The sequence below is a fragment of the Actinoallomurus oryzae genome (genome assembly GCF_039541955.1).
Lineage (GTDB): Bacteria > Actinomycetota > Actinomycetes > Streptosporangiales > Streptosporangiaceae > Actinoallomurus > Actinoallomurus oryzae.
In genome coordinates this window covers 165,356-183,316 of the sequence record NZ_BAABHF010000017.1, presented here as the reverse complement: position 1 = coordinate 183,316, position 17,961 = coordinate 165,356, and the positions used below count along the sequence as shown (strand labels likewise).

General features: G+C 71.2%; 20 protein-coding genes and 1 pseudogene. 13 read left to right on the top strand and 8 right to left on the bottom strand.

The features are described from left to right. Positions 1–32 precede the first annotated feature (32 nt). The 3 genes from ABEA10_RS13765 to ABEA10_RS13755 all read left to right on the top strand — a co-directional run bounded on the left by ABEA10_RS13765 (position 33) and on the right by ABEA10_RS13755 (position 1,681). Positions 33–248 (top strand): hypothetical protein, encoded by a 216-nt coding sequence (locus tag ABEA10_RS13765; protein WP_345462747.1) that lies wholly within the window; start codon positions 33–35, stop codon positions 246–248. Between the two features lie 65 nt (positions 249–313). Continuing rightward, complete coding sequence (locus tag ABEA10_RS13760) at positions 314–820, top strand: hypothetical protein (protein WP_345462744.1); 507 nt, start codon at positions 314–316, stop codon at positions 818–820. Positions 821–931: 111 nt separating this feature from the next. Continuing rightward, positions 932–1,681 (top strand): N-acetyltransferase, encoded by a 750-nt coding sequence (locus ABEA10_RS13755; protein WP_345462741.1) that lies wholly within the window; start codon positions 932–934, stop codon positions 1,679–1,681. Positions 1,682–1,743: 62 nt separating this feature from the next. Here the strand turns inward: ABEA10_RS13755 and rpsT are convergent, their stop codons facing one another. Then, positions 1,744–2,013, bottom strand: coding sequence for a 30S ribosomal protein S20 (gene rpsT / locus ABEA10_RS13750; protein ID WP_345462738.1), 270 nt, complete (start codon positions 2,011–2,013; stop codon positions 1,744–1,746). An 82-nt stretch (positions 2,014–2,095) separates the two neighbouring features. Continuing rightward, the gene (locus ABEA10_RS13745) at positions 2,096–3,040 is read right to left on the bottom strand and encodes a phosphotransferase family protein (RefSeq protein WP_345462735.1); all 945 of its coding nucleotides are present in this window, start codon (positions 3,038–3,040) and stop codon (positions 2,096–2,098) included. 137 nt (positions 3,041–3,177) lie between these two features. On the opposite strand from ABEA10_RS13745, the gene lepA reads away from it, so the two are divergent. From lepA to hemW, 4 genes are all read left to right on the top strand, one after another. Then, positions 3,178–5,007 (top strand): translation elongation factor 4, encoded by a 1,830-nt coding sequence (gene lepA, locus ABEA10_RS13740; protein WP_345462731.1) that lies wholly within the window; start codon positions 3,178–3,180, stop codon positions 5,005–5,007. Positions 5,008–5,064: 57 nt separating this feature from the next. Further along, positions 5,065–5,925 carry an LLM class F420-dependent oxidoreductase gene (locus ABEA10_RS13735; RefSeq protein WP_345462728.1) on the top strand — a complete coding sequence of 287 codons (861 nt, stop codon included), beginning with the start codon at positions 5,065–5,067 and terminating at the stop codon, positions 5,923–5,925. A gap of 139 nt (positions 5,926–6,064) precedes the next feature. Next, positions 6,065–6,541 (top strand): ATP-binding protein, encoded by a 477-nt coding sequence (locus ABEA10_RS13730; protein ID WP_345462725.1) that lies wholly within the window; start codon positions 6,065–6,067, stop codon positions 6,539–6,541. Positions 6,542–6,640: 99 nt separating this feature from the next. Further along, positions 6,641–7,849, top strand: a complete 1,209-nt coding sequence (hemW, locus tag ABEA10_RS13725; protein WP_345462722.1) for a radical SAM family heme chaperone HemW — start codon at positions 6,641–6,643, stop codon at positions 7,847–7,849. Here the strand turns inward: hemW and ABEA10_RS13720 are convergent. The 3 genes from ABEA10_RS13720 to ABEA10_RS13710 form a co-directional block, all read right to left on the bottom strand. Then, entirely contained in the window at positions 7,842–8,462 is a 621-nt protein-coding gene (locus tag ABEA10_RS13720) for a DUF4870 domain-containing protein (protein ID WP_345462719.1), read from the bottom strand. The genes hemW and ABEA10_RS13720 overlap by 8 nt on opposite strands. Before the next feature lie 9 nt (positions 8,463–8,471). Then, positions 8,472–9,128, bottom strand: coding sequence for a magnetosome magnetite crystal formation protein family (locus ABEA10_RS13715; protein ID WP_345462716.1), 657 nt, complete (start codon positions 9,126–9,128; stop codon positions 8,472–8,474). A 133-nt stretch (positions 9,129–9,261) separates the two neighbouring features. After that, on the bottom strand, positions 9,262–10,086 hold the full coding sequence (locus ABEA10_RS13710) for a DUF3097 domain-containing protein (RefSeq protein ID WP_345462713.1): 825 nt from the start codon (positions 10,084–10,086) through the stop codon (positions 9,262–9,264). A gap of 257 nt (positions 10,087–10,343) precedes the next feature. Between ABEA10_RS13710 and hrcA the strand changes: the two genes are divergently transcribed. Beyond that, positions 10,344–11,357 (top strand): heat-inducible transcriptional repressor HrcA, encoded by a 1,014-nt coding sequence (hrcA, locus tag ABEA10_RS13705; protein WP_345462710.1) that lies wholly within the window; start codon positions 10,344–10,346, stop codon positions 11,355–11,357. Continuing rightward, positions 11,358–12,488, top strand: a complete 1,131-nt coding sequence (dnaJ, locus tag ABEA10_RS13700; RefSeq protein ID WP_345462707.1) for a molecular chaperone DnaJ — start codon at positions 11,358–11,360, stop codon at positions 12,486–12,488. It abuts the gene before it with no gap. Positions 12,489–12,572: 84 nt separating this feature from the next. On the opposite strand, the gene ABEA10_RS13695 is transcribed toward dnaJ, so the two are convergent. Further along, the gene (locus ABEA10_RS13695; protein WP_345462704.1) at positions 12,573–12,884 is read right to left on the bottom strand and encodes a YciI family protein; all 312 of its coding nucleotides are present in this window, start codon (positions 12,882–12,884) and stop codon (positions 12,573–12,575) included. 87 nt (positions 12,885–12,971) lie between these two features. On the opposite strand from ABEA10_RS13695, the gene ABEA10_RS13690 reads away from it, so the two are divergent. Next, a complete protein-coding gene (locus ABEA10_RS13690) occupies positions 12,972–13,703 on the top strand; it encodes a 16S rRNA (uracil(1498)-N(3))-methyltransferase (RefSeq protein WP_345462701.1) in 732 nt (243 codons plus the stop codon). A 43-nt stretch (positions 13,704–13,746) separates the two neighbouring features. On the opposite strand, the gene ABEA10_RS13685 is transcribed toward ABEA10_RS13690, so the two are convergent. Together ABEA10_RS13685 and ABEA10_RS13680 are read right to left on the bottom strand one after the other, a co-directional pair. After that, on the bottom strand, positions 13,747–14,409 hold the full coding sequence (locus ABEA10_RS13685; protein WP_345462698.1) for a hypothetical protein: 663 nt from the start codon (positions 14,407–14,409) through the stop codon (positions 13,747–13,749). Next, positions 14,409–14,993, bottom strand: coding sequence for a SigE family RNA polymerase sigma factor (locus tag ABEA10_RS13680; RefSeq protein ID WP_425550901.1), 585 nt, complete (start codon positions 14,991–14,993; stop codon positions 14,409–14,411). Before ABEA10_RS13680 ends, ABEA10_RS13685 begins: the two co-directional genes overlap by 1 nt. 361 nt (positions 14,994–15,354) lie before the next feature. Between ABEA10_RS13680 and ABEA10_RS13675 the strand changes: the two genes are divergently transcribed. From ABEA10_RS13675 to ABEA10_RS51515, 3 genes and pseudogenes are all read left to right on the top strand, one after another. Next, positions 15,355–15,705: a histidine triad nucleotide-binding protein gene (locus ABEA10_RS13675; protein WP_329257135.1), complete on the top strand. Its 351-nt coding sequence runs from the start codon at positions 15,355–15,357 to the stop codon at positions 15,703–15,705. A gap of 118 nt (positions 15,706–15,823) precedes the next feature. Then, positions 15,824–16,477, top strand: a pseudogene (locus ABEA10_RS51520) (PhoH family protein); the annotation flags it as partial. Then, positions 16,454–17,953, top strand: a complete 1,500-nt coding sequence (locus ABEA10_RS51515; protein ID WP_486303796.1) for a PhoH family protein — start codon at positions 16,454–16,456, stop codon at positions 17,951–17,953. The pseudogene ABEA10_RS51520 and the gene ABEA10_RS51515, both read left to right, overlap by 24 nt. Positions 17,954–17,961: the final 8 nt, after the last annotated feature.

Sequence of the window (17,961 nt, the reverse complement as noted above, 5' to 3'; positions counted from 1 at the left end):
TGGGCGGGCGCCGGGTCAGGACGGGTGAGCGCGTGGAAGAGCTGTGGGAGCCTGCGGCGCAAGGACCGGACTTCCCGGTCGTCTGGCGAGGGTACGACCGGCGGCAGGTGGACGAGTACGTACGAAATCTGACGACGGGCGGCACCACCGGTCCCCGGCCCGGCGGGCCGCCTCCGTTGTTCGACGTGGTGTTCCGGGGATACGACCGGCGGGCGGTCGAGCGGTATATCAATGGATTCGGCCGTTAGACGGCGGTCGGGATAATCGGTTTACCGCCGGGCGGGATATGCCGCAATCTGGTGCGATGAATGTCATGACACAACCGCGCCTGGGAGTGGATTTCGGCCGGGTCATCCACGGCGGCGCGGCGGAATCGGGTGAGGCGGACACCGCCTTCCTCGACGGAGACGCCGAGGAGGCGATGCGGTCCCCGGCCACGGAGGGCATGTTCGAGACGCTGCCGGGACTGGTCGACCGCTTCGGCGGCCGTGTCTGGGTGATATCGAAGTGCGGCGAGCGCATTCAACGCCGCACGCTGGAATGGCTCGACCGCCACGATTTCTACCGGCGCACGGGAATCGCACCGCAGCACGTCCGCTTCTGCCGAAAACGCGCCGACAAGGCCGGCCACTGCGCCGAACTCGGCATCACCCACATGGTCGACGACCGCCTCTCGGTGCACACGACCCTGCGGGGACTGGTGCCGCACCTGTACCTGTTCGGCCCCCAGCCCGCCACGCCGCCCGGCTGGGTACACCCGGTCGCCACCTGGGCGGAACTCGACCGGCAGATCACCGGCTCCTGGCCCGCGACCCCCTGAACCATCACCCACGGGGCGCGATCCCGGCGCCGGCGAAAACCAGGTGCGTGCCCGGGGCCGGCTCGGTAGCGTGCGCCGGGCCTGGACCCGGGAGCACGAGGGAGCGGCACCATGGATCTACTGGTGACCACCGCAGCGCAGCGGCCCGACCTCGTGCCGCTGCTGGAGGACTTCAACGACTGGCCCGCGTTCATGCGGCAGGATCCGGTCGCTCCGCTGTACTACGGCGACGCCGTCACGGCCTACCCCGAGTTCGTGCTGATCGCGATCGACCGGAACCGTCCGGACCGCCTGGTCGCCAAGGGCTACAGCGTGCCGTTCACCTGGGCGAGTGACCCAGAGGAGTCACTTCCGGCCGGTGGCTGGGACCAGGTCGTTCTCATCGCGGCGCGCGACCGGTCGGTCCGCCGTCGAGGCACGATGGTGTCCGCACTGGAGATCTCCGTCCGGGCGGATCTCAAGGGCAAGGGCATGTCATCGATCATGCTCGCCGCGATGCGCCGCAACGCCGCTGACCAGGGCTACGCCGACCTGGTCGCGCCGGTGAGGCCCAATGCCAAACATCATCATCCGCAGATGTCGATCGTCGACTACGCGAACCTGCGCCGCGAGGACGGCCTGCCGGTCGATCCGTGGCTACGGGTCCATGTCCGGGCCGGGGGCCGGATCACCGGGACGTCGGCACGGGCGATGACCATCGCCGGGAGCATCGCGGACTGGCGCGCCTGGACCGGGCTGCCGTTCGACACCACCGGCCCCGTCGAGGTGCCGGGCGCGTTGGTCCCGGTGCACTGCGAAACCGTGCATGGTCACGCGGTCTACTGCGAACCGTGCGTCTGGGTGCGCCACCGGCTGTCCTGACGTCGAGACAGCACAACGACGCCGCGCCCGGTCGGGCGCGGCGTCAGAAGAGCTTCAGAACCTTACTTGGCCTGCAGGGCGGCGGCGCGCTTGGCGATCGCCGACTTGCGGTTGGCGGCCTGGTTCTTGTGGATGACGCCCTTGCTGGCGGCCTTGTCGAGCTTGCGGAGCGCGACGCGCAGCTGGGCGTTGGCCGCGTCGGCGTCGCCCGACTCCGCGGCCTCGCGGAACTTGCGGATCTCGGTCTTCAGCTCCGACTTGACCGCCTTGTTACGCAGACGAGCCTTTTCGTTCTGCTTGTTCCGCTTGATCTGGGACTTGATGTTCGCCACGAAAGAAGCCTCAGGTATGAAGTCGATGGGATGGGGCGCGGGACCTAACGCGCCCACACGCAGTGGGACAGCCTACCAAGCCCTACTCCAACGCCCAAACCGAACCGGATTCCCAGCGTCGTGCCAGCCAGCCGATCGTGCTCTCAGCGTACGCGCGCTGGTAGGCGCGGATCGTCGGCAGGCCGGGCGGGGACGGGCGGCGGCAGTGCTCGGCCAGCAGCCCGGCGAACGCGCACAGCAGCGCGTCCACGCCCTCGCGAGGTGCTCCGGCATCGGCGAGGATCTCGTCGGCGGCCGGATCGTCCACCTCGGCCAGGAGCAGCGCGAGATCGACCCAGGGCGCGCCCACGCACGCGTGGGCCCAGTCGACGACGTGCACGCCGCCGGAGCGGTCGAGCAGCACGTTGTCGGCGCGCAGGTCGAGGTGGAGGAGCGTGTCGCCGGCCACGTGATCGCTCCACGACTCCTCCACCGCGGCGAGCCGGTCGAGCCGCCGCGACTCCCACGGGCCCAGGTCCGGCGGCGGGTCCGCGGCGAGCGTCCGCCAGCCGGTGAACGCGGCGTCCATCTTCTCCGCCACGGCGGGAAAGCCCTCTGGTGCCGGGGTCAGTGCCCGCGCCATCGCCGCGACCGCCGCCACGACCCGGTCGAGGTCGTCGCGGCGCCACGGCAGCGCGGGCGTACGCCCCTCGACGTCCTCGATGCCGAGCACCACCCAGTCACCGTCGTCGTAACTCCAGAGCAGGCGCGGCGCGGGCGCGGTGGCCGGCAGTGCGGCGAGCGTACGGGCCTCGCCGCGGTGGAGGTCCGGGGAGACCGGATTGATCGACGGCGCCACCGCCTTGACGAACAACCGGCGCCCGTCCTCCAGCAGCAGCCGCGCCGCCACGCCGGGCGAGAACCCGCCCCGCTGGTCGCGTGCCCGTACGACGGCCGCGCCCGCGCGTGCCTCGACGGCCGACCGTACGGACGCCGGCAGGGCGGCCCAGGCCAGCCGCGGGCCGGCGGCGGGTGGAGGCGAAGCCATGTCCGGATCCTCGCCGACTTCCGCCGCCCCTTCAACGACTGGGAGGAGACGCGGGGTCCGGGCGGGCGCGGAACCGAGCATCGCGCGCGGCATGGGACCATGGATAACGCTAGTTCCATCACTTCCCGAGGACGCCGGTGCCGCCCGTACCGAACCAGACCCACACCGATCCCGCGGTGATTCGCAACTTCTGCATCATCGCGCACATCGACCATGGCAAGTCGACGCTCGCCGACCGCATGCTGCAGCTCACCGGTGTGGTCGAGGAGCGCCAGATGCGCGCGCAGTACCTCGACCGCATGGACATCGAGCGTGAGCGCGGCATCACCATCAAGAGCCAGGCCGTGCGCCTGCCGTGGAAGGACTACGTCCTCAACCTCATCGACACCCCCGGGCACGTCGACTTCTCCTACGAGGTCTCCCGGTCGCTCGAGGCGTGTGAGGGCGCGGTGCTCCTCGTGGACGCCGCCCAGGGCATCGAGGCGCAGACGCTCGCCAACCTCTACCTCGCGCTCGAGGCGGACCTGCACATCATCCCGGTCCTCAACAAGATCGACCTGCCGGCCGCGCAGCCGGACAAGTACGCCGAGGAGATCGCCGGGATCATCGGCTGCGACCCGTCCGAGGTCCTGCGGGTCTCCGGTAAGACCGGCGAGGGCGTCGCGGACCTGCTCGACAACATCGTCGCGACCGTGCCGCCGCCGACGGGCGACCCCGACGGGCCCGCGCGGGCGCTGATCTTCGACTCGGTGTACGACACCTACCGCGGCGTCGTCACCTACGTACGGGTGGTCGACGGGCGCCTGTCGCGGCGTGAGAAGAGCCTCATGATGTCCACCGGCGCGGCGCACGACACCCTCGAGGTGGGGGTGATCTCGCCCGAGCCCAAGCCGGTCGACGGGCTCGGGGTCGGCGAGGTCGGCTACCTCATCACCGGCGTGAAGGACGTCCGCCAGGCACGCGTCGGCGACACGGTGACCAGCGCGAGCCGCCGGGCCGACGACCCTCTCGGCGGCTACCGCAACCCCCGGCCCATGGTCTTCTCCGGCCTCTATCCCGTGGACGGCGACGACTACCCCGAGCTGCGCGACGCCCTCGACAAGCTGCGGCTCAACGACGCCGCGCTCGTGTACGAGCCGGAGACCTCGCTGGCGCTCGGCTTCGGGTTCCGCTGCGGGTTCCTGGGCCTGCTGCACATGGAGATCGTCCGCGAGCGGCTCGAGCGGGAGTTCGACCTGTCGCTGATCTCCACCGCGCCGAACGTCGTCTACCGCGTCGTGATGGAGAACGGCGAGGAGCACCGGGTCACCAACCCGAGCGAGTTCCCCGAGGGAAAGATCAACACGGTGTACGAGCCGGTGGTGCGGGCCACGCTCCTGTCGCCGGCCGAGCACATCGGCGCGATCATGGAGCTGTGCCAGAGCCGCCGCGGCGTGCTGCTCGGCATGGACTACCTGTCCGAGGACCGCGTCGAGATCCGCTACACGCTGCCGCTGGCCGAGATCATCTTCGACTTCTTCGACCAGCTGAAGTCCCGTACACGCGGATACGCCTCGCTCGACTACGAGCCCAGCGGCGAGCAGGAGGCCGACCTGGTCAAGGTCGACATCCTGCTCCAGGGCGAGTCGGTGGACGCGTTCAGCCAGATCGTGCACAAGGACAAGTCCCGCGAGTACGGCCTGATGATGACGGCCAAGCTCAAGGAGCTGATCCCGCGCCAGCAGTTCGAGGTGCCGATCCAGGCCGCGGTCGGTTCGCGGATCATCGCCCGCGAGAACATCCGCGCCATCCGCAAGGACGTCCTCGCCAAGTGCTACGGCGGTGACATCTCCCGTAAGCGCAAGCTGCTGGAGAAGCAGAAGGAGGGCAAGAAGCGGATGAAGACGATCGGCCGGGTCGACGTCCCGCAGGAGGCCTTCGTCGCCGCCCTGTCCACCACGGCCGCTCCGGAGAAGGGCAAGAAATAACGCGCCGTCCGGCCGGGTTGTCGCCTCTCACAAGTCGACCGAAGGGTGGAGCCGGACATGGAACTGGGCCGGATCGGCATCTGGGACGCCGGGCTGCGCGACGAGGACCCGCGCGCCGCGGGCGAGATACGTGAGGCCGCGGCGGAGCTGGAGGAGCTCGGCTACGGCGCGATCTGGCTCGGCGCCAGTCCCGGCGTACGCCACGCGCGCCCGCTCCTGGCGGCGACCTCCCGCGTCGTCGTCGCGACCGGCATCCTGAGCATCTGGGACTACGAGGCCGCCGAGGTGGCCGAGGAACAGGCCGCCGTCGCCGCCGAGTACCCCGGCCGCTTCCTGCTCGGCCTCGGCGCCAGCCACGGCGCCCTGGCCAAGGACTACTCCAAGCCGTACTCCGCGATGGTGGGCTTCCTCGACCGGCTCGACGCGGCCGGGTCGCCCAAGGACGGCCGGGTGCTCGCCGCGCTCGGGCCCCGCATGCTCGCGCTGTCACGGGACCGCGCCGCGGGCGCCCACCCGTACCTCATCACCCCCGAGCACACCGCCACCGCCCGCGAGATCCTCGGGCCGGACCCGCTGCTGGCCCCGGAGATGAAGGTCGTCCTCCAGACCGATCCCGAACGCGCCCGCACCACCGCGCGCGGCCGCCTCGCGGGCTACCTCAAGCTGCCGAACTACACGAGCAACCTGCGCCGCTACGGCTTCACCGACGACGACCTCCGCGACGGCGGCAGCGACCGGCTGGTCGACGCCCTGTTCGCCTGGGGCGGCATGGACGCGATCCGCGAGCGGATCGCCGCGCACCGCGAGGCCGGTGCCGATCATGTGGTCCTGCAGGTCACGACCGACGAGCAGGGGTCCCTGCCCCGGTCGCAGTGGCGCGAGCTCGCCGACGGGCTGGAGCTGCGGCAGCACGCCTGAGACCGCCTCCCGCGAAACGGCGGGCCGGCCTGATCGACGGTCCTCACCCGGCCACCGGAACGAGATTCGGTGTTTTTGCGTCACACGAGGGTAGACACGCCGTGGTCGCGGTTCGACGGGAGGAAGATTGGACGCTGCTATGGCAGGGCGGGGGGTTCACCGTGACGGCTCCCCGCGCGATGTGGATGGCGGCGCCGCGGGGGACACGGCGCCGCGCAGCACCATCACCCTGCCGGGCGTCGAGCGTTCGGTGGCGAACGGCCGCCGGTTCGTACGCGAGACGCTCGGGTCGCGGCATCCCGCTCTGGAGAAGGTCGCCCTGGGGGTGAGCGAGCTCGCCACCAACGCGATCGTGCACACGCCGAGCGGCGACGGGGGACAGATCACCATCGGCCTGTCCGCGTACGGGGAGGTCGTCCGCGCCGAGGTCACCAACGACGGCACGACGGCGGGCCGGCCGCGGATCCGCCGCGACGCTCAGGCGGAGAGCGGCCGGGGCATCCTGATCGTCGACGCGCTCGCGGACGCCTGGGGGGTGACCGAGCACTCCGGGCGTACGACGGTGTGGGCGGAGTTCCGCGCCGCGTCCTGGTCTCTGCCGGTCCCCGGCGCCTGAGGGACCGCCCGGAGAACCTCGCCCGCCGCGAGCGATGCGGGTGGGGTTCCGGGCAGGGCCACGGCGCGGGCACCCTCCCGGGGGCGGCACACTTGAGACGTGCCATCGACGCTGCCCGACGGGGACCCGGTTCCGAGAGACGGAGCGCTGCCCGCGAGCGCCCTGACCGGCCTGGGCGGCCGGCCGTTCGGCTTCTACGTGCACGTGCCGTTCTGCGTCACGCGCTGCGGCTACTGCGACTTCAACACCTACACCGCGACCGAACTCCGCGGTGCCTCACGCGAGTCCTACGCCGACACGGCGATCGCCGAGATCCGCATGGCGCGGCGTGTGCTGGGCGACGTCGACCTGCCGGTGGAGACGGTGTTCGTCGGCGGCGGCACGCCCACGCTGCTGCCCGCGGGCGACCTCGGCCGGGTGCTGGAGGCGATCGGCAAGGAGTTCGGGCTGGCCGCCGGCGCGGAGGTCACCACCGAGTCCAACCCCGAGACGGCCGGCCCGGCGTACCTGACCGAGCTGCGCGAGGCGGGCTTCACCCGCGTGTCGTTCGGCATGCAGAGCGTACGGGAGCACGTCCTGGCCGTGCTCGACCGCACGCACACCCCGGGCCGACCGCAGCAGTGCGTGACCTGGGCGCGGGAGGCCGGGTTCGACCACGTCAACCTCGACCTGATCTACGGCACGCCGGGCGAGAGCGACGCCGACTGGCAGGCCAGCCTCGACGCCGCGGTCGCCGCCGGGCCCGACCACGTCTCCGCGTACGCCCTGATCGTCGAGGAGGGCACCCGCCTGGCCGCGCGGGTGCGCCGCGGTGAGCTGGCCCAGCCCGACGACGACGCGATGGCCGACCGCTACCTCGCCGCCGAGGCCGCTCTCACCGGGCACGGCCTCGGCTGGTACGAGATCTCCAACTGGGCGGCGAGCGAGGAGGCCCGCTGCCGCCACAACCTGCTCTACTGGACCGGTGGCGACTGGTGGGGCGTGGGCCCCGGCGCGCACAGCCACGTCGGCGGCACACGCTGGTGGAACGTCAAGCACCCGGCCGCGTACGCCTCCCGGCTCGCGGAGGAGACCACCCCCGCGCACGCCCGCGAGGTGCTGGAGGACGCCGACCGCCGCTTCGAACGCATCATGCTGGAGCTGCGGCTGGCGGACGGCTGCCCGCTCGGCCTGTTCGACGACCCGGCCGCGGTCCGCCGTGCGGTCGGCGACGGCCTGCTGGTCCCCGAGGCGTACGACGCGGGGCGCGCCGTGCTCACCCTGCGCGGACGACTCCTGGCCGACGCCGTCGTCCGCGACCTCACCTGATCATCCGCCAGCAGAGCCACGTCGGGATCGGGTACATCTCGCGACGGCCGGCCTTGACCGCACCGACGATCAGGTACACGAGGTGCACGATGGCGAAGGCGAACATCAGCAGGATCGCGACGATCGCCACCGCGGGCATCCGCGCCGCCCCGCCGATGATGGCGATGGCGATGGCGCCGAAGAAGACGGCCAGGTAGCTCAGAGCCAGGTTGAGGGCCTGCGCGCCGTGAAAGCGGACGAACGGCGACTGGTCCTTGCGGGCCAGATAGACGATCAGCGGGGCGATGAAGCCGATGAGGAACTGGCCCAGGTACCCCAGGAGAGCCCACGTCGTGTCGTCCGGCCCGGTGATGCCCGGCCCGTACGGGGGCGGCGGACCGTAGTACCCGCCCGGCGGCGGGCCGCCGGAACCCGGAGGCGGACCGGTGTAGCCCGGCGGTGGGCCGTGGTAGCCGGGCGGTGGGCCGTGGTAGGGGCCCGGGCCGGGAGGAGGCGGGGGAGCGCCGCCGTACGGCGGCCACGGAGGAGCGTCGGGAGGCGGCGGGCCGGCGGGACCCGACGGAGGGTGCCAGCCGTCGTGCGGCGGCTCACTCTCGTGCTCGGAATCGGCCATGGAGACTCCTCACCGGAAGATGCGCCAGGCGACGAGCGCGGGCAGACGGTACCACTCGCAGCGGTTCGCGCCGATCGCCGCTCTGATCACGAAGAAGCAGTCGGCCGCCAGCGCGAGCAGCACGAGCGGCAGCCAGTCCGGTCCCTTGAAGTAGGCCAGCAGGAGCGACAGAGACGTGCAGACGAACATCGCCACGAACAGGTTGAGCGCCTGTGTCGCGTGGAAACGCGCGAAGTTCGACGTCCGTCCCTTGGCGGCCAGGACGACGGCCGGGGCGACGAAGCCGGACACGAACATCCCGACGTAGGCGGGTACCGCCCAGCGCTCGTCCTCGTCGTCGACCGGCCCGCCGGTCGGCGTCTCCGGCCGGCGGCGGCGCGTGGGCTGCCCGGAGTACGGGTCGTGGTGTCCCTGGGGCGGCAGCCCGTGGCCGGGCGGCGCCGGATGCCCCGGAAGCGCGTACCCCGGCCGGGGGTACTGCGGCGGCCCGTACGGCGGCTGTCCCGGCTCGTCCGGCGGCGGGCCGTACGGCGGTTGCCCGTACGGCGGCTGCCCATGCGGTGGCCGGCCGTGCGGCTGTCCCGCGTACGGCGGCCCGCCGTGGTGCTGGCCGTAGGTCATCGCGCGTGCCCCCTCCGGCAGGGACAGGTGCTGAAATGTCCCCATGATGCGGTGTCGCAGTCTATGAGACGCGGGCGCGCCGCGGATGGTTGCGCGGTCAGCCGCCGGCCGGGGAGACCGCGCGGTCAGCCGTCGCCTGTGGGGTCACGTGGTCAGGCGCCCGCCGGGGGCCGCGCGGTCAGTCGTCGGCCGAGGGATCGGTGACGAAGTCGATCAGCTCCTCGACCCGGCCGAGGAGCGCGGGCTCCAGGTCCGTGTAGCTGCGCACCCGGCCGAGGATGGTCTGCCAGACCTCGCCCGGCTCGCCCTTCCAGCCGAGCGCCGCGATCACGCCCTCCTTCCACGGAACGCCGCGCGGGACGTCCGGCCAGGCGCGGATGCCGAGCGCGGCCGGCTTGACCGCCTGCCAGATGTCGATGAACGGATGCCCGGTGACCAGAACGTACGGCGACGCGACCTGGTCGGCGATCCGCGACTCCTTCGAGCCCGTGACCAGGTGGTCCACCAGCACGCCCAGGCGGCGGCCCGGTCCGGGGCCGAACTCCTCGGCGATCTCCGGCAGGTGGTCGACGCCCTCGAGGAACTCCACGACCACCCCCTCGACGCGCAGGTCGTGACCCCAGATCTTCTCCACCAGCTCCGCGTCGTGCTTGCCCTCGACGTAGATGCGGCTCTCCCGTGCGACCCGGGCGCGCAGGTCCCGTACCGCGACGGAGCCGGAGGCCGACAGCGCACGGCCCGGCGCTGACGTGGGGCGGACGAGCGTCACCGGCTTGCCGTCGATCAGGAACCCGGCCTTGGCGAGCGGGAACACCCGCCGCTTGCCGAATCGGTCCTCCAGGGTCACCGCGTCCTTCGCACAGGCCACGACCGCACCGCAGAAGCCGCTGGAGGGATCTTCGGCCACCAGGCCGGGCTCGGCCGCGATCTCGGGGATCTGGCCCTTGCGCGGACGCCGCCAGTCGCCCGCGAGAACGTCATCGCCGTAATCCTTGCTCCGCACGGGCCGCAACGTACCGGGACCAACCCGGCCGAGCCGGGACCAACACGCCCGCGAACCGGTACGCTTGCGCGCCGACGCCACCGCGAACGCCGGAATACCGGTGTGGCGCACGGCGTTGCGCCACTGCGTGGCGATCTGAGGAAGCGACCCATTCGCGCCGTCGTTCATCGCCGCCGACTCACCGCGAAGGTCGCCGATCGCCGTACACTTGGCACTCAAGAACGTGGAGTGCCAAGCCGACCGTGGGAGGTGAGTGCGTGCTCGACGATCGCAAGCTGGCGGTGCTCCGTGCCATCGTTGAGGACTACGTGTCCACCAATGAACCCGTGGGTTCCAAGGCGCTGGCCGACCGGCACAATCTCGGCGTCTCCCCGGCCACGATCCGTAACGACATGGCGATGCTCGAGGAGCAGGGCTACATCGCCCAGCCGCACACGAGCGCGGGCCGCGTGCCCACCGACAAGGGATACCGGCTCTTCGTCGACCGGCTGTCGACGATCAAGCCGCTGTCCGTGGCGGAGCGGCGCGCCATCGAGACGTTCCTCGGCGGCGCCTACGACCTCGACGACGTCGTGACCCGCACCGTACGGCTGCTGGCGCAGCTGACCCGGCAGGTCGCCGTCGTGCAGTACCCCTCGCTCACGCGCTCGGCGGTACGCCACGTCGAGCTGGTGCCGATCGGCCCGGAGCGGCTGCTGCTGGTCATCATCACCAACACCGGCCGGGTCGAGCAGCGGACCATCGAGATGCCCGAGGGCGTCTCGGAGGAGTCCATCGCGCACCTGCGCGCGCTGCTCAACGCCCACCTCGACGGCTGCTGGCTGAACGACGTGCCCGGCGTCGTCGCCGAGGTGCCCGACCGGCTGCCGCCCGACGAACGGCCGCTCGCCGCGACCGTGCTGTCGGTGCTGCTCGAGACGCTGATCGAGAAACACGAAGAAAAGATCGTCATCGCCGGCGCGGCGAACCTCGCCCGCGCCGACTTGTCCCAGAGCCTCCGCGAGGTGCTGGAGGCCTTGGAAGAACAGGTCGTCCTGATGCGGCTGCTCGGCGAGATGGGTGATCCCGCCGGCCTCACCGTACGGATCGGCACCGAGAATCCCCACGAGAGCCTGTTCACGACCTCGGTGGTCGCCAGCGGATACGGCGCCGGCGACCAGACCGTGGCGCGGCTCGGCGTGCTCGGCCCGACGCGGATGGACTACCCCGGCACGATGGGAGCGGTACGCGCAGTGGCACGTTACGTCGGTCAGATACTGGCGGGGTCATAAGTGGCGAACGACTACTACGCGACCCTCGGAGTACGCCGCGACGCGGGTGCGGACGAGATCAAGAAGGCCTACCGCAGACTCGCACGAGAGCTGCACCCGGACGTCAACCCCGATCCCGAGACCCAGGACCGGTTCAAGGAGATCACCCAGGCGTACGAGGTGCTCTCCGACCCCAAGAAGCGCGAGATGTACGACCTGGGCGCGGACCCCTTCGCGCCCGGCGGCGGCGCCGCGGGCGGCGGATTCGGGGCGGGCTTCCCGTTCAGCGACATCATGGACGCCTTCTTCGGCACGCAGACCCAGCGCGGTCCGCGCAGCCGGGCGCGCCGCGGCCGCAACGGCACGATCCGCGTCGAGCTCGACCTGGCCGAGACCGCGTTCGGCACCACGCGCGAGCTGACCGTCGACACCGCGATCGTCTGCACCAACTGCACGGGAGCCGGCACCGCGCCCGGCACCCAGCCGGAGACCTGCGACATGTGCCACGGCCGTGGCGAGGTGCAGCAGGTCACCCGGTCCTTCCTCGGCCAGGTCATGACCTCCCGCGCCTGCCCGCAGTGCGGCGGCTACGGCAGCGTGATCCGCACCCCGTGCCCCGAGTGCTCCGGTGACGGCCGGGTCCGCACCCGCCGTACGATCAAGGTCCGCATCCCGGCCGGCGTGGAGAACGGCACGCACATCCAGCTCGCCGGCGAGGGCGAGGTCGGCCCGGGCGGAGGCCCGGCCGGCGACCTGTTCCTGGAGATCGTCGAACGCCCGCACGCGATCTTCGAGCGGCAGGGCGACGACCTGCACTGCACCGTCCAGGTGCCGATGACCGCCGCCGCGCTCGGCACGTCGCTGACCGTGGAGACCCTCGACGGCCCGGAGGAAATCGACATCCGGCCCGGCACGCAGTCCGGCCAGCAGATCCCGATGTACGGACGGGGCGTCAAGCACCTCAACGAGAACGGCCGCGGCGACCTGATGATCCACGTGAACATCGAGACGCCCACCAAGCTCGACGAGGAGCAGGAGGAGCTCCTGCGCCGCCTGGCCGTGCTGCGCGGCGAGGAGCGCCCGCCCGGCAAGTTCTCCCCCGGACAGCAGGGCTTCTTCTCCCGGCTGCGCGACGCCTTCAACGGCCGCTGAGACCGCAGACGACGCCCCCGGCTCCCCTTCAAGGCGGAACCGGGGGCGCGTCGGCTCACGCGTCCTCGGCCGCCGGGGCAGAGGTCATGGGGAGGTTTCGCCGGCCGGTAGGAACGAAGGTCCTATCGCGCACCGGTTGACGCGCACCTCACGCCAGACGTCCTCGACCACGTAGGGCTCGACCCGCAACCACGAGTCCAACGCCGCCCGGGACTCGGCCGCCATCACCAGCATCGAGCCGATCATGGCGCCGTCATCGTCGAGGATGGCCGTGCCGAACACGGCTTCGACCTCGCTCATCGACGCGGCCTGCGCCAGATGTCGCTCGCGGGCGGCGGCACGGCGCCGCCGCCCTTCCTCACCAGGGTGGTCGTAAGCGATGACCAGGAAATGCATTCGTTCCGCCCTCCGCCGTCTCATCCGCTCTGCCGTCGCGACGGCCGCGGGCCTACTCGATCCCGCCGCACGCCTACGATCGGGGCCATGAGCCCACCCCTCTTCCTCAGCGATCCCGCCCGCCTGGAGTCCGACCGGATCGTCCTCGACGGGCCCGAGGGGCGCCACGCGGCGGCCGTACGCCGGCTGCGGCCGGGGGAGCGGGTCGACCTCGGCGACGGAGAGGGCCGGCTCGTCGAGTGCGTCGTGACCTCCGCCGCACGGGACAGCCTCCACCTCGAGGCCCGCGTACGCCGGCACGTCCCCCGCCCGGACCCGCGGATCGTGGTGGTGCAGGCCCTGCCCAAGGGCGACCGCGGAGAGCTGGCGGTCGAGACGATGACCGAGGTCGGGGTGGACGTGATCGTCCCCTGGGCGGCGGCGCGCTGCGTGACCCAGTGGCGTCCCGAACGCCGGGCCAAGGCCCTCGCGCGCTGGCGCAGCACGGCGCGGGAGGCCGCCAAGCAGGCCCGTCGCGCCTGGCTTCCGGAGGTCACCGACCTGGCCACCACCGCCGACGCGGTCGCGCGGGTCGCGGACGCGCGGCTGGCGGTGGTGCTGCACGAGGAGGCCGAACACCCGCTGAGCGGCCTGCCGGTGCCCGACACCGGAGACATCGTCCTGGTCGTCGGCCCGGAGGGCGGCCTGACCGACGAGGAGGTCGCGGCGTTCGCGGCGGCGGGCGGCGTGCCGTCCGTGCTCGGCCCGACGGTGCTGCGCACCTCGACGGCGGGCGTGGCCGCCGCCTCGGTGCTGCTGAGCCGCACGGGCCGCTGGTGACCGGCGGCGCCGTGCCGGATGTTTCCGGGACGGCGCCACCGGGTCAGGGCGACTGGTTCGGCGCCGTCGTGGGGGCCGAGTCCGACGTCGGCTGGTCGCTCGACGGGGCGGCCGGCGGGGACGACTCCGTCGGCGGGGTCGTCCCGCCCGAACTCGGTGGTGTCGTGGTGCCGCCGCCAGGGGGCGCCTGGCACGTCACGCGCGCGCTCGGGCCGACGTGGACCGGGCCGTCGGGCGTCGGCGTGGCGGTGGGCGTGACCGTGGTCTCGCCGGGCGGGCACGTGCCGGTGACCACGTGCTTGCCCGAGTCGGACGGGTGGATCGAGGTCGGACTGGGGGAGGAGCTCGGATTGGGAGTCGACGGACCGCCCGGTGGCGGTTGGCCCTGGGAGTGACCGTCGGTGGCCGCCGAATTTCCCTTGTGGCCGCCGGAGTCCGGGCTGAAGTGGCCGGTCTGGACGAAGTTGGCCAGGCCGGGTGTGACGGATAGCGCGACGACGCACACGACGGCGGCGGCGGCGACGGCCGCCAGCGGACGCAACCAGGAAGCGGACAGGGAGAAGACGCCGAAGCGCCGCTCGTGCCGCTGGTTGATCTTGGCGCGAATGCGCTCGAGTCCCTCCGCAGAGGGCGTGACCGCTTCCGCCTCCGCGTGCAGGGCACGGCGAAGACGGTCGCCGTACTCGTCGTCGAAGGGTTGGGTCATTACTGCTGCTCCAGGACGCTGCGTAGCGCGGCCATACCGCGCGCGGTGTGGCTCTTGACGGCCCCCCGGCTGATGCCCATCGTCTTGGCGATCTCCGCTTCGGACAGATCGCCGTAATAACGAAGCACCAGCGCTTCGCGCTGCCGATTCGGCAGAGCGCCGAGTGCTTTCACGACCGCGGAGCGCTCGAGCTCCACGATCGCGCCGTTCTCCGCGCTCGGCGCGTCGGGAAGCCCCTTGGGGGCGTACTTCTCCACGACGGCACGGTGCCGCAACACTGACCGCGACCGGTTCACCACGGACTGCCGTAGGTACGACAGAGCCTTGTCGGGCTCGCGCAGCCGCCGCCATGCGCCGTGCATGGCCACGAACGCGTCCTGAACCACCTCTTCCGCCGTCGCGACGTCGCGTACGAGCAGCGTCGCGAGACGTACCAACGAGCGGTAGTGGGCACTGTAGAGAGCGGTGACCGCCTGGTCTGCGTCCCAGGCGACCGCCACAGCTCCCGCCGTGCTCCTGGCTACGAGGGTTTCGGTCACATCAGTGGGACGCGCACCCTCACTGTGAGGTTTACGAAGGGGCATACCTCGTCTCGCCTTTATCCCGCCCATCAGTTGCCCGGCATGTGCCTTCTCTGTTAGAGACCACGCCGGATCCGCAAGTTCCCGCGAACAGGGCCCGGGGCACGGATCGGGGAGATCTGATGGGGCTGGAGGCCCGTGCGCGCCGGGGGTTCGCGACAGCAACCCTAACCAGAGGAGGGGGGTTCTGGGCCATAGCGACGCCCCGTGCGCGTAACGATTCGTAGACGCGTCCCGTACGGGCCGGGCGGCACCGCGGATCCGCCTGTGGTGAGGGCGCCGGCCGTTCGCGGCTCCGACGGCGGCGGTCCTGTCCCTGGACCGCGATAACATGCGCAGACCCATGGGGCGTGAGGAGGGTTCCGTGACAGAACAGGACTGCTTGTTCTGCAAGATCGTGTCTGGTGACGTGCCGGCGACCGTGGTCCGCGAGACCGACCGTACGCTGGCATTTCGCGACATCAACCCGCAAGCGCCCACCCACGTGCTGGTGGTTCCCAAGGCCCACCACCCGACCGCGGCCGACCTCGCCTCCTCCGACGCCGGCCTGCTCGCCGAGCTCGTACGCGGCACGCACGAGGTGGCGGTCGCCGAGGGAGTCGCCGAGTCCGGTTACCGGGTGGTCTTCAACACCGGCCCTGGAGCGGGCCAAACCGTCTTCCACGTGCACGCCCACGTGCTCGGCGGGCGCGGCCTCAACTGGCCGCCCGGGTGACTTACCGCTGGTGAGCGACCCGAAAATGGTTGGCCCCGTGCCGGTACCATGAGTACGACGCAGCCGGGGACCGCACACAACCGGAAGGCAGGGACGGAAAGGCCGCAAGGCCGGGCCTATGGCCGATTCAACTCACACCGCTGACGCCGCACCGGACAGCGCGCGCACGCAAGTCAAGATCGTGATTCCGGACGACCTCTCGATGGTCGCCCTGCTCGGCTCGCGCGACGAGCTTCTCGACGTCGTCGAGAAGACCTTCGCCAGCGACGTCCACGTCCGTGGCAACGAGATCACGATCACCGGCCCCGCCGAGGAGACCGAGCTCGTCGCCAAGCTCTTCGAAGAGCTGCTCGACCTGCTCAAGACCGGCACGCCGATCACGCCCGACGCGATCGAACGCAGCGTGGCGATGCTCCGCGCCGAGACCGCCGAACGCCCCGCCGAGGTGCTCACCCTCGACATCCTCTCCACGCGCGGGCGCACGATCCGGCCGAAGACGCTCAACCAGAAGCACTACGTCGACGCGATCGACAAGCACACGATCGTGTTCGCGATCGGCCCGGCGGGCACGGGCAAGACCTACCTGGCCATGGCCAAGGCCGTGAAGGCCCTCCAGGCCAAGGAGGTCAACCGCATCATCCTGACCCGCCCGGCCGTCGAGGCGGGCGAACGCCTGGGCTTCCTGCCCGGCACGCTGTACGAGAAGATCGACCCGTACCTGCGCCCGCTGTACGACGCGCTCCACGACATGATCGACCCGGACTCGATCCCCCGCCTCATGGCCGCCGGCACGATCGAAGTCGCACCTCTCGCATATATGCGGGGTCGTGCCCAACCGACCTTTATGCCGGTTTTGACGCCAGACGGCTGGCGGCCTATCGGCGATCTCCGGGTCGGTGATCTTGTTGTCGGCTCGAACGGCGAGCCGACCCCGGTCCTCGGCGTCTACCCGCAGGGCGAGAAGGACATCTACCGCGTCACCGCCCAGGACGGGGCGTGGACGCTGTGCTGCGGCGAGCACCTGTGGACCGTCAGGACCGCCTCCGACAAGCGTCGTGGCAAGCCGTGGCGGGTCCTGGAGACCCAGGAGATGATCGGCAACCTGCGCGCGGCACATGCCCGGCGCTACGAGCTGCCGCTGCTCACGGCCCCGGTGCGCTTCCCCGAGCGCGAGGTCCCCATGGACCCGTACGCGCTGGGGCTGCTGCTCGGCGACGGCTGCCTGACAGGTTCCACGACACCGTCCTTTGCCACGACCGATCCTGAACTCGCGGCAGCGCTGCAAGAAGCCCTGCCCGACGTCCAGGTCCGCCACAAGGGCGGCGTCGACTACGTGCTCAACCGCGTTACCGAGCCCGGACAGGTCATCACCACCGCGAACCCGGTGACCGCGGTCGCGCGCGAGCTGGATCTGTGCGGCACGCGATCGGCGTCGAAGTTCGTGCCGGACGACTACCTGTACAACTCGGCCGAGATCCGCCTCGCGGTGCTCCAGGGGCTCCTCGACACCGACGGCGGGCCGGTCACCCAGGCCGACCGCACGTGCCGCATCCAGTTCGCGACGACGTCGATCCTGCTCCGCGACGATGTCATCGCGTTGGTGCGGTCGCTCGGTGGCGTGGCGTACAGCCGCCGTCGCCTGGCCGAGGGGCGCAGGCCCGGCAGGGCCAACGGACGCGATGTCGGCTATCGGCGCGACGCTCATGTCGTCGACATTCGTCTCCCGGAAGGCGTCGAGCCTTTCCGTCTCGCCCGCAAACGCGAGAAGTACCACGCCGCAGGTGGTGGTGGGCGGCCGATGCGGTTCATCGACTCGATCGAGCCCGCGGGGCGCGAGGAGTGCGTGTGCATCCAGGTGGCGGCGGAGGACTCCCTGTACGTCACCCAGGATCACCTGCTGACGCACAACACCCTCAACGACTCATTCATCATTCTCGACGAGGCGCAGAACACCTCGCCCGAGCAGATGAAGATGTTCCTGACCCGGCTCGGGTTCGGTTCGAAGGTCGTCGTGACCGGTGACGTCACCCAGGTCGACCTGCCGTCCGGGCAGGACAGCGGTCTCCGCGTCGTGCAGGAGATCCTGGACGGCATCGACGACATCAGCTTCCGTACCCTGACGAGTAAGGACGTGGTCCGCCACAAGCTGGTGGGCCAGATCGTCGACGCGTACAACCGCCACGACACGCGGAACCGGCCGCGCGAGGTCAACCAGGACGGCCGCGGCCCGCGTAAGCGGGGGCGATGACGATGAGC

What these genes read in the sequence shown, in the direction of transcription:
- ABEA10_RS51515 (WP_486303796.1), top strand. Translation starts at nt 16,454, where the DNA reads ATGATCGACCCGGACTCGATCCCCCGCCTCATGGCCGCCGGCACGATC.
- ABEA10_RS13735 (WP_345462728.1), top strand. Translation starts at nt 5,065, where the DNA reads ATGGAACTGGGCCGGATCGGCATCTGGGACGCCGGGCTGCGCGACGAG.
- ABEA10_RS13690 (WP_345462701.1), top strand. Translation starts at nt 12,972, where the DNA reads ATGAGCCCACCCCTCTTCCTCAGCGATCCCGCCCGCCTGGAGTCCGAC.
- ABEA10_RS13745 (WP_345462735.1), bottom strand. Translation starts at nt 3,040, where the DNA reads ATGGCTTCGCCTCCACCCGCCGCCGGCCCGCGGCTGGCCTGGGCCGCC.
- ABEA10_RS13720 (WP_345462719.1), bottom strand. Translation starts at nt 8,462, where the DNA reads ATGGCCGATTCCGAGCACGAGAGTGAGCCGCCGCACGACGGCTGGCAC.
- ABEA10_RS13715 (WP_345462716.1), bottom strand. Translation starts at nt 9,128, where the DNA reads ATGGGGACATTTCAGCACCTGTCCCTGCCGGAGGGGGCACGCGCGATG.
- ABEA10_RS13695 (WP_345462704.1), bottom strand. Translation starts at nt 12,884, where the DNA reads ATGCATTTCCTGGTCATCGCTTACGACCACCCTGGTGAGGAAGGGCGG.
- ABEA10_RS13755 (WP_345462741.1), top strand. Translation starts at nt 932, where the DNA reads ATGGATCTACTGGTGACCACCGCAGCGCAGCGGCCCGACCTCGTGCCG.
- ABEA10_RS13760 (WP_345462744.1), top strand. Translation starts at nt 314, where the DNA reads ATGACACAACCGCGCCTGGGAGTGGATTTCGGCCGGGTCATCCACGGC.
- ABEA10_RS13680 (WP_425550901.1), bottom strand. Translation starts at nt 14,993, where the DNA reads ATGCCCCTTCGTAAACCTCACAGTGAGGGTGCGCGTCCCACTGATGTG.
- ABEA10_RS13730 (WP_345462725.1), top strand. Translation starts at nt 6,065, where the DNA reads ATGGCAGGGCGGGGGGTTCACCGTGACGGCTCCCCGCGCGATGTGGAT.
- ABEA10_RS13685 (WP_345462698.1), bottom strand. Translation starts at nt 14,409, where the DNA reads ATGACCCAACCCTTCGACGACGAGTACGGCGACCGTCTTCGCCGTGCC.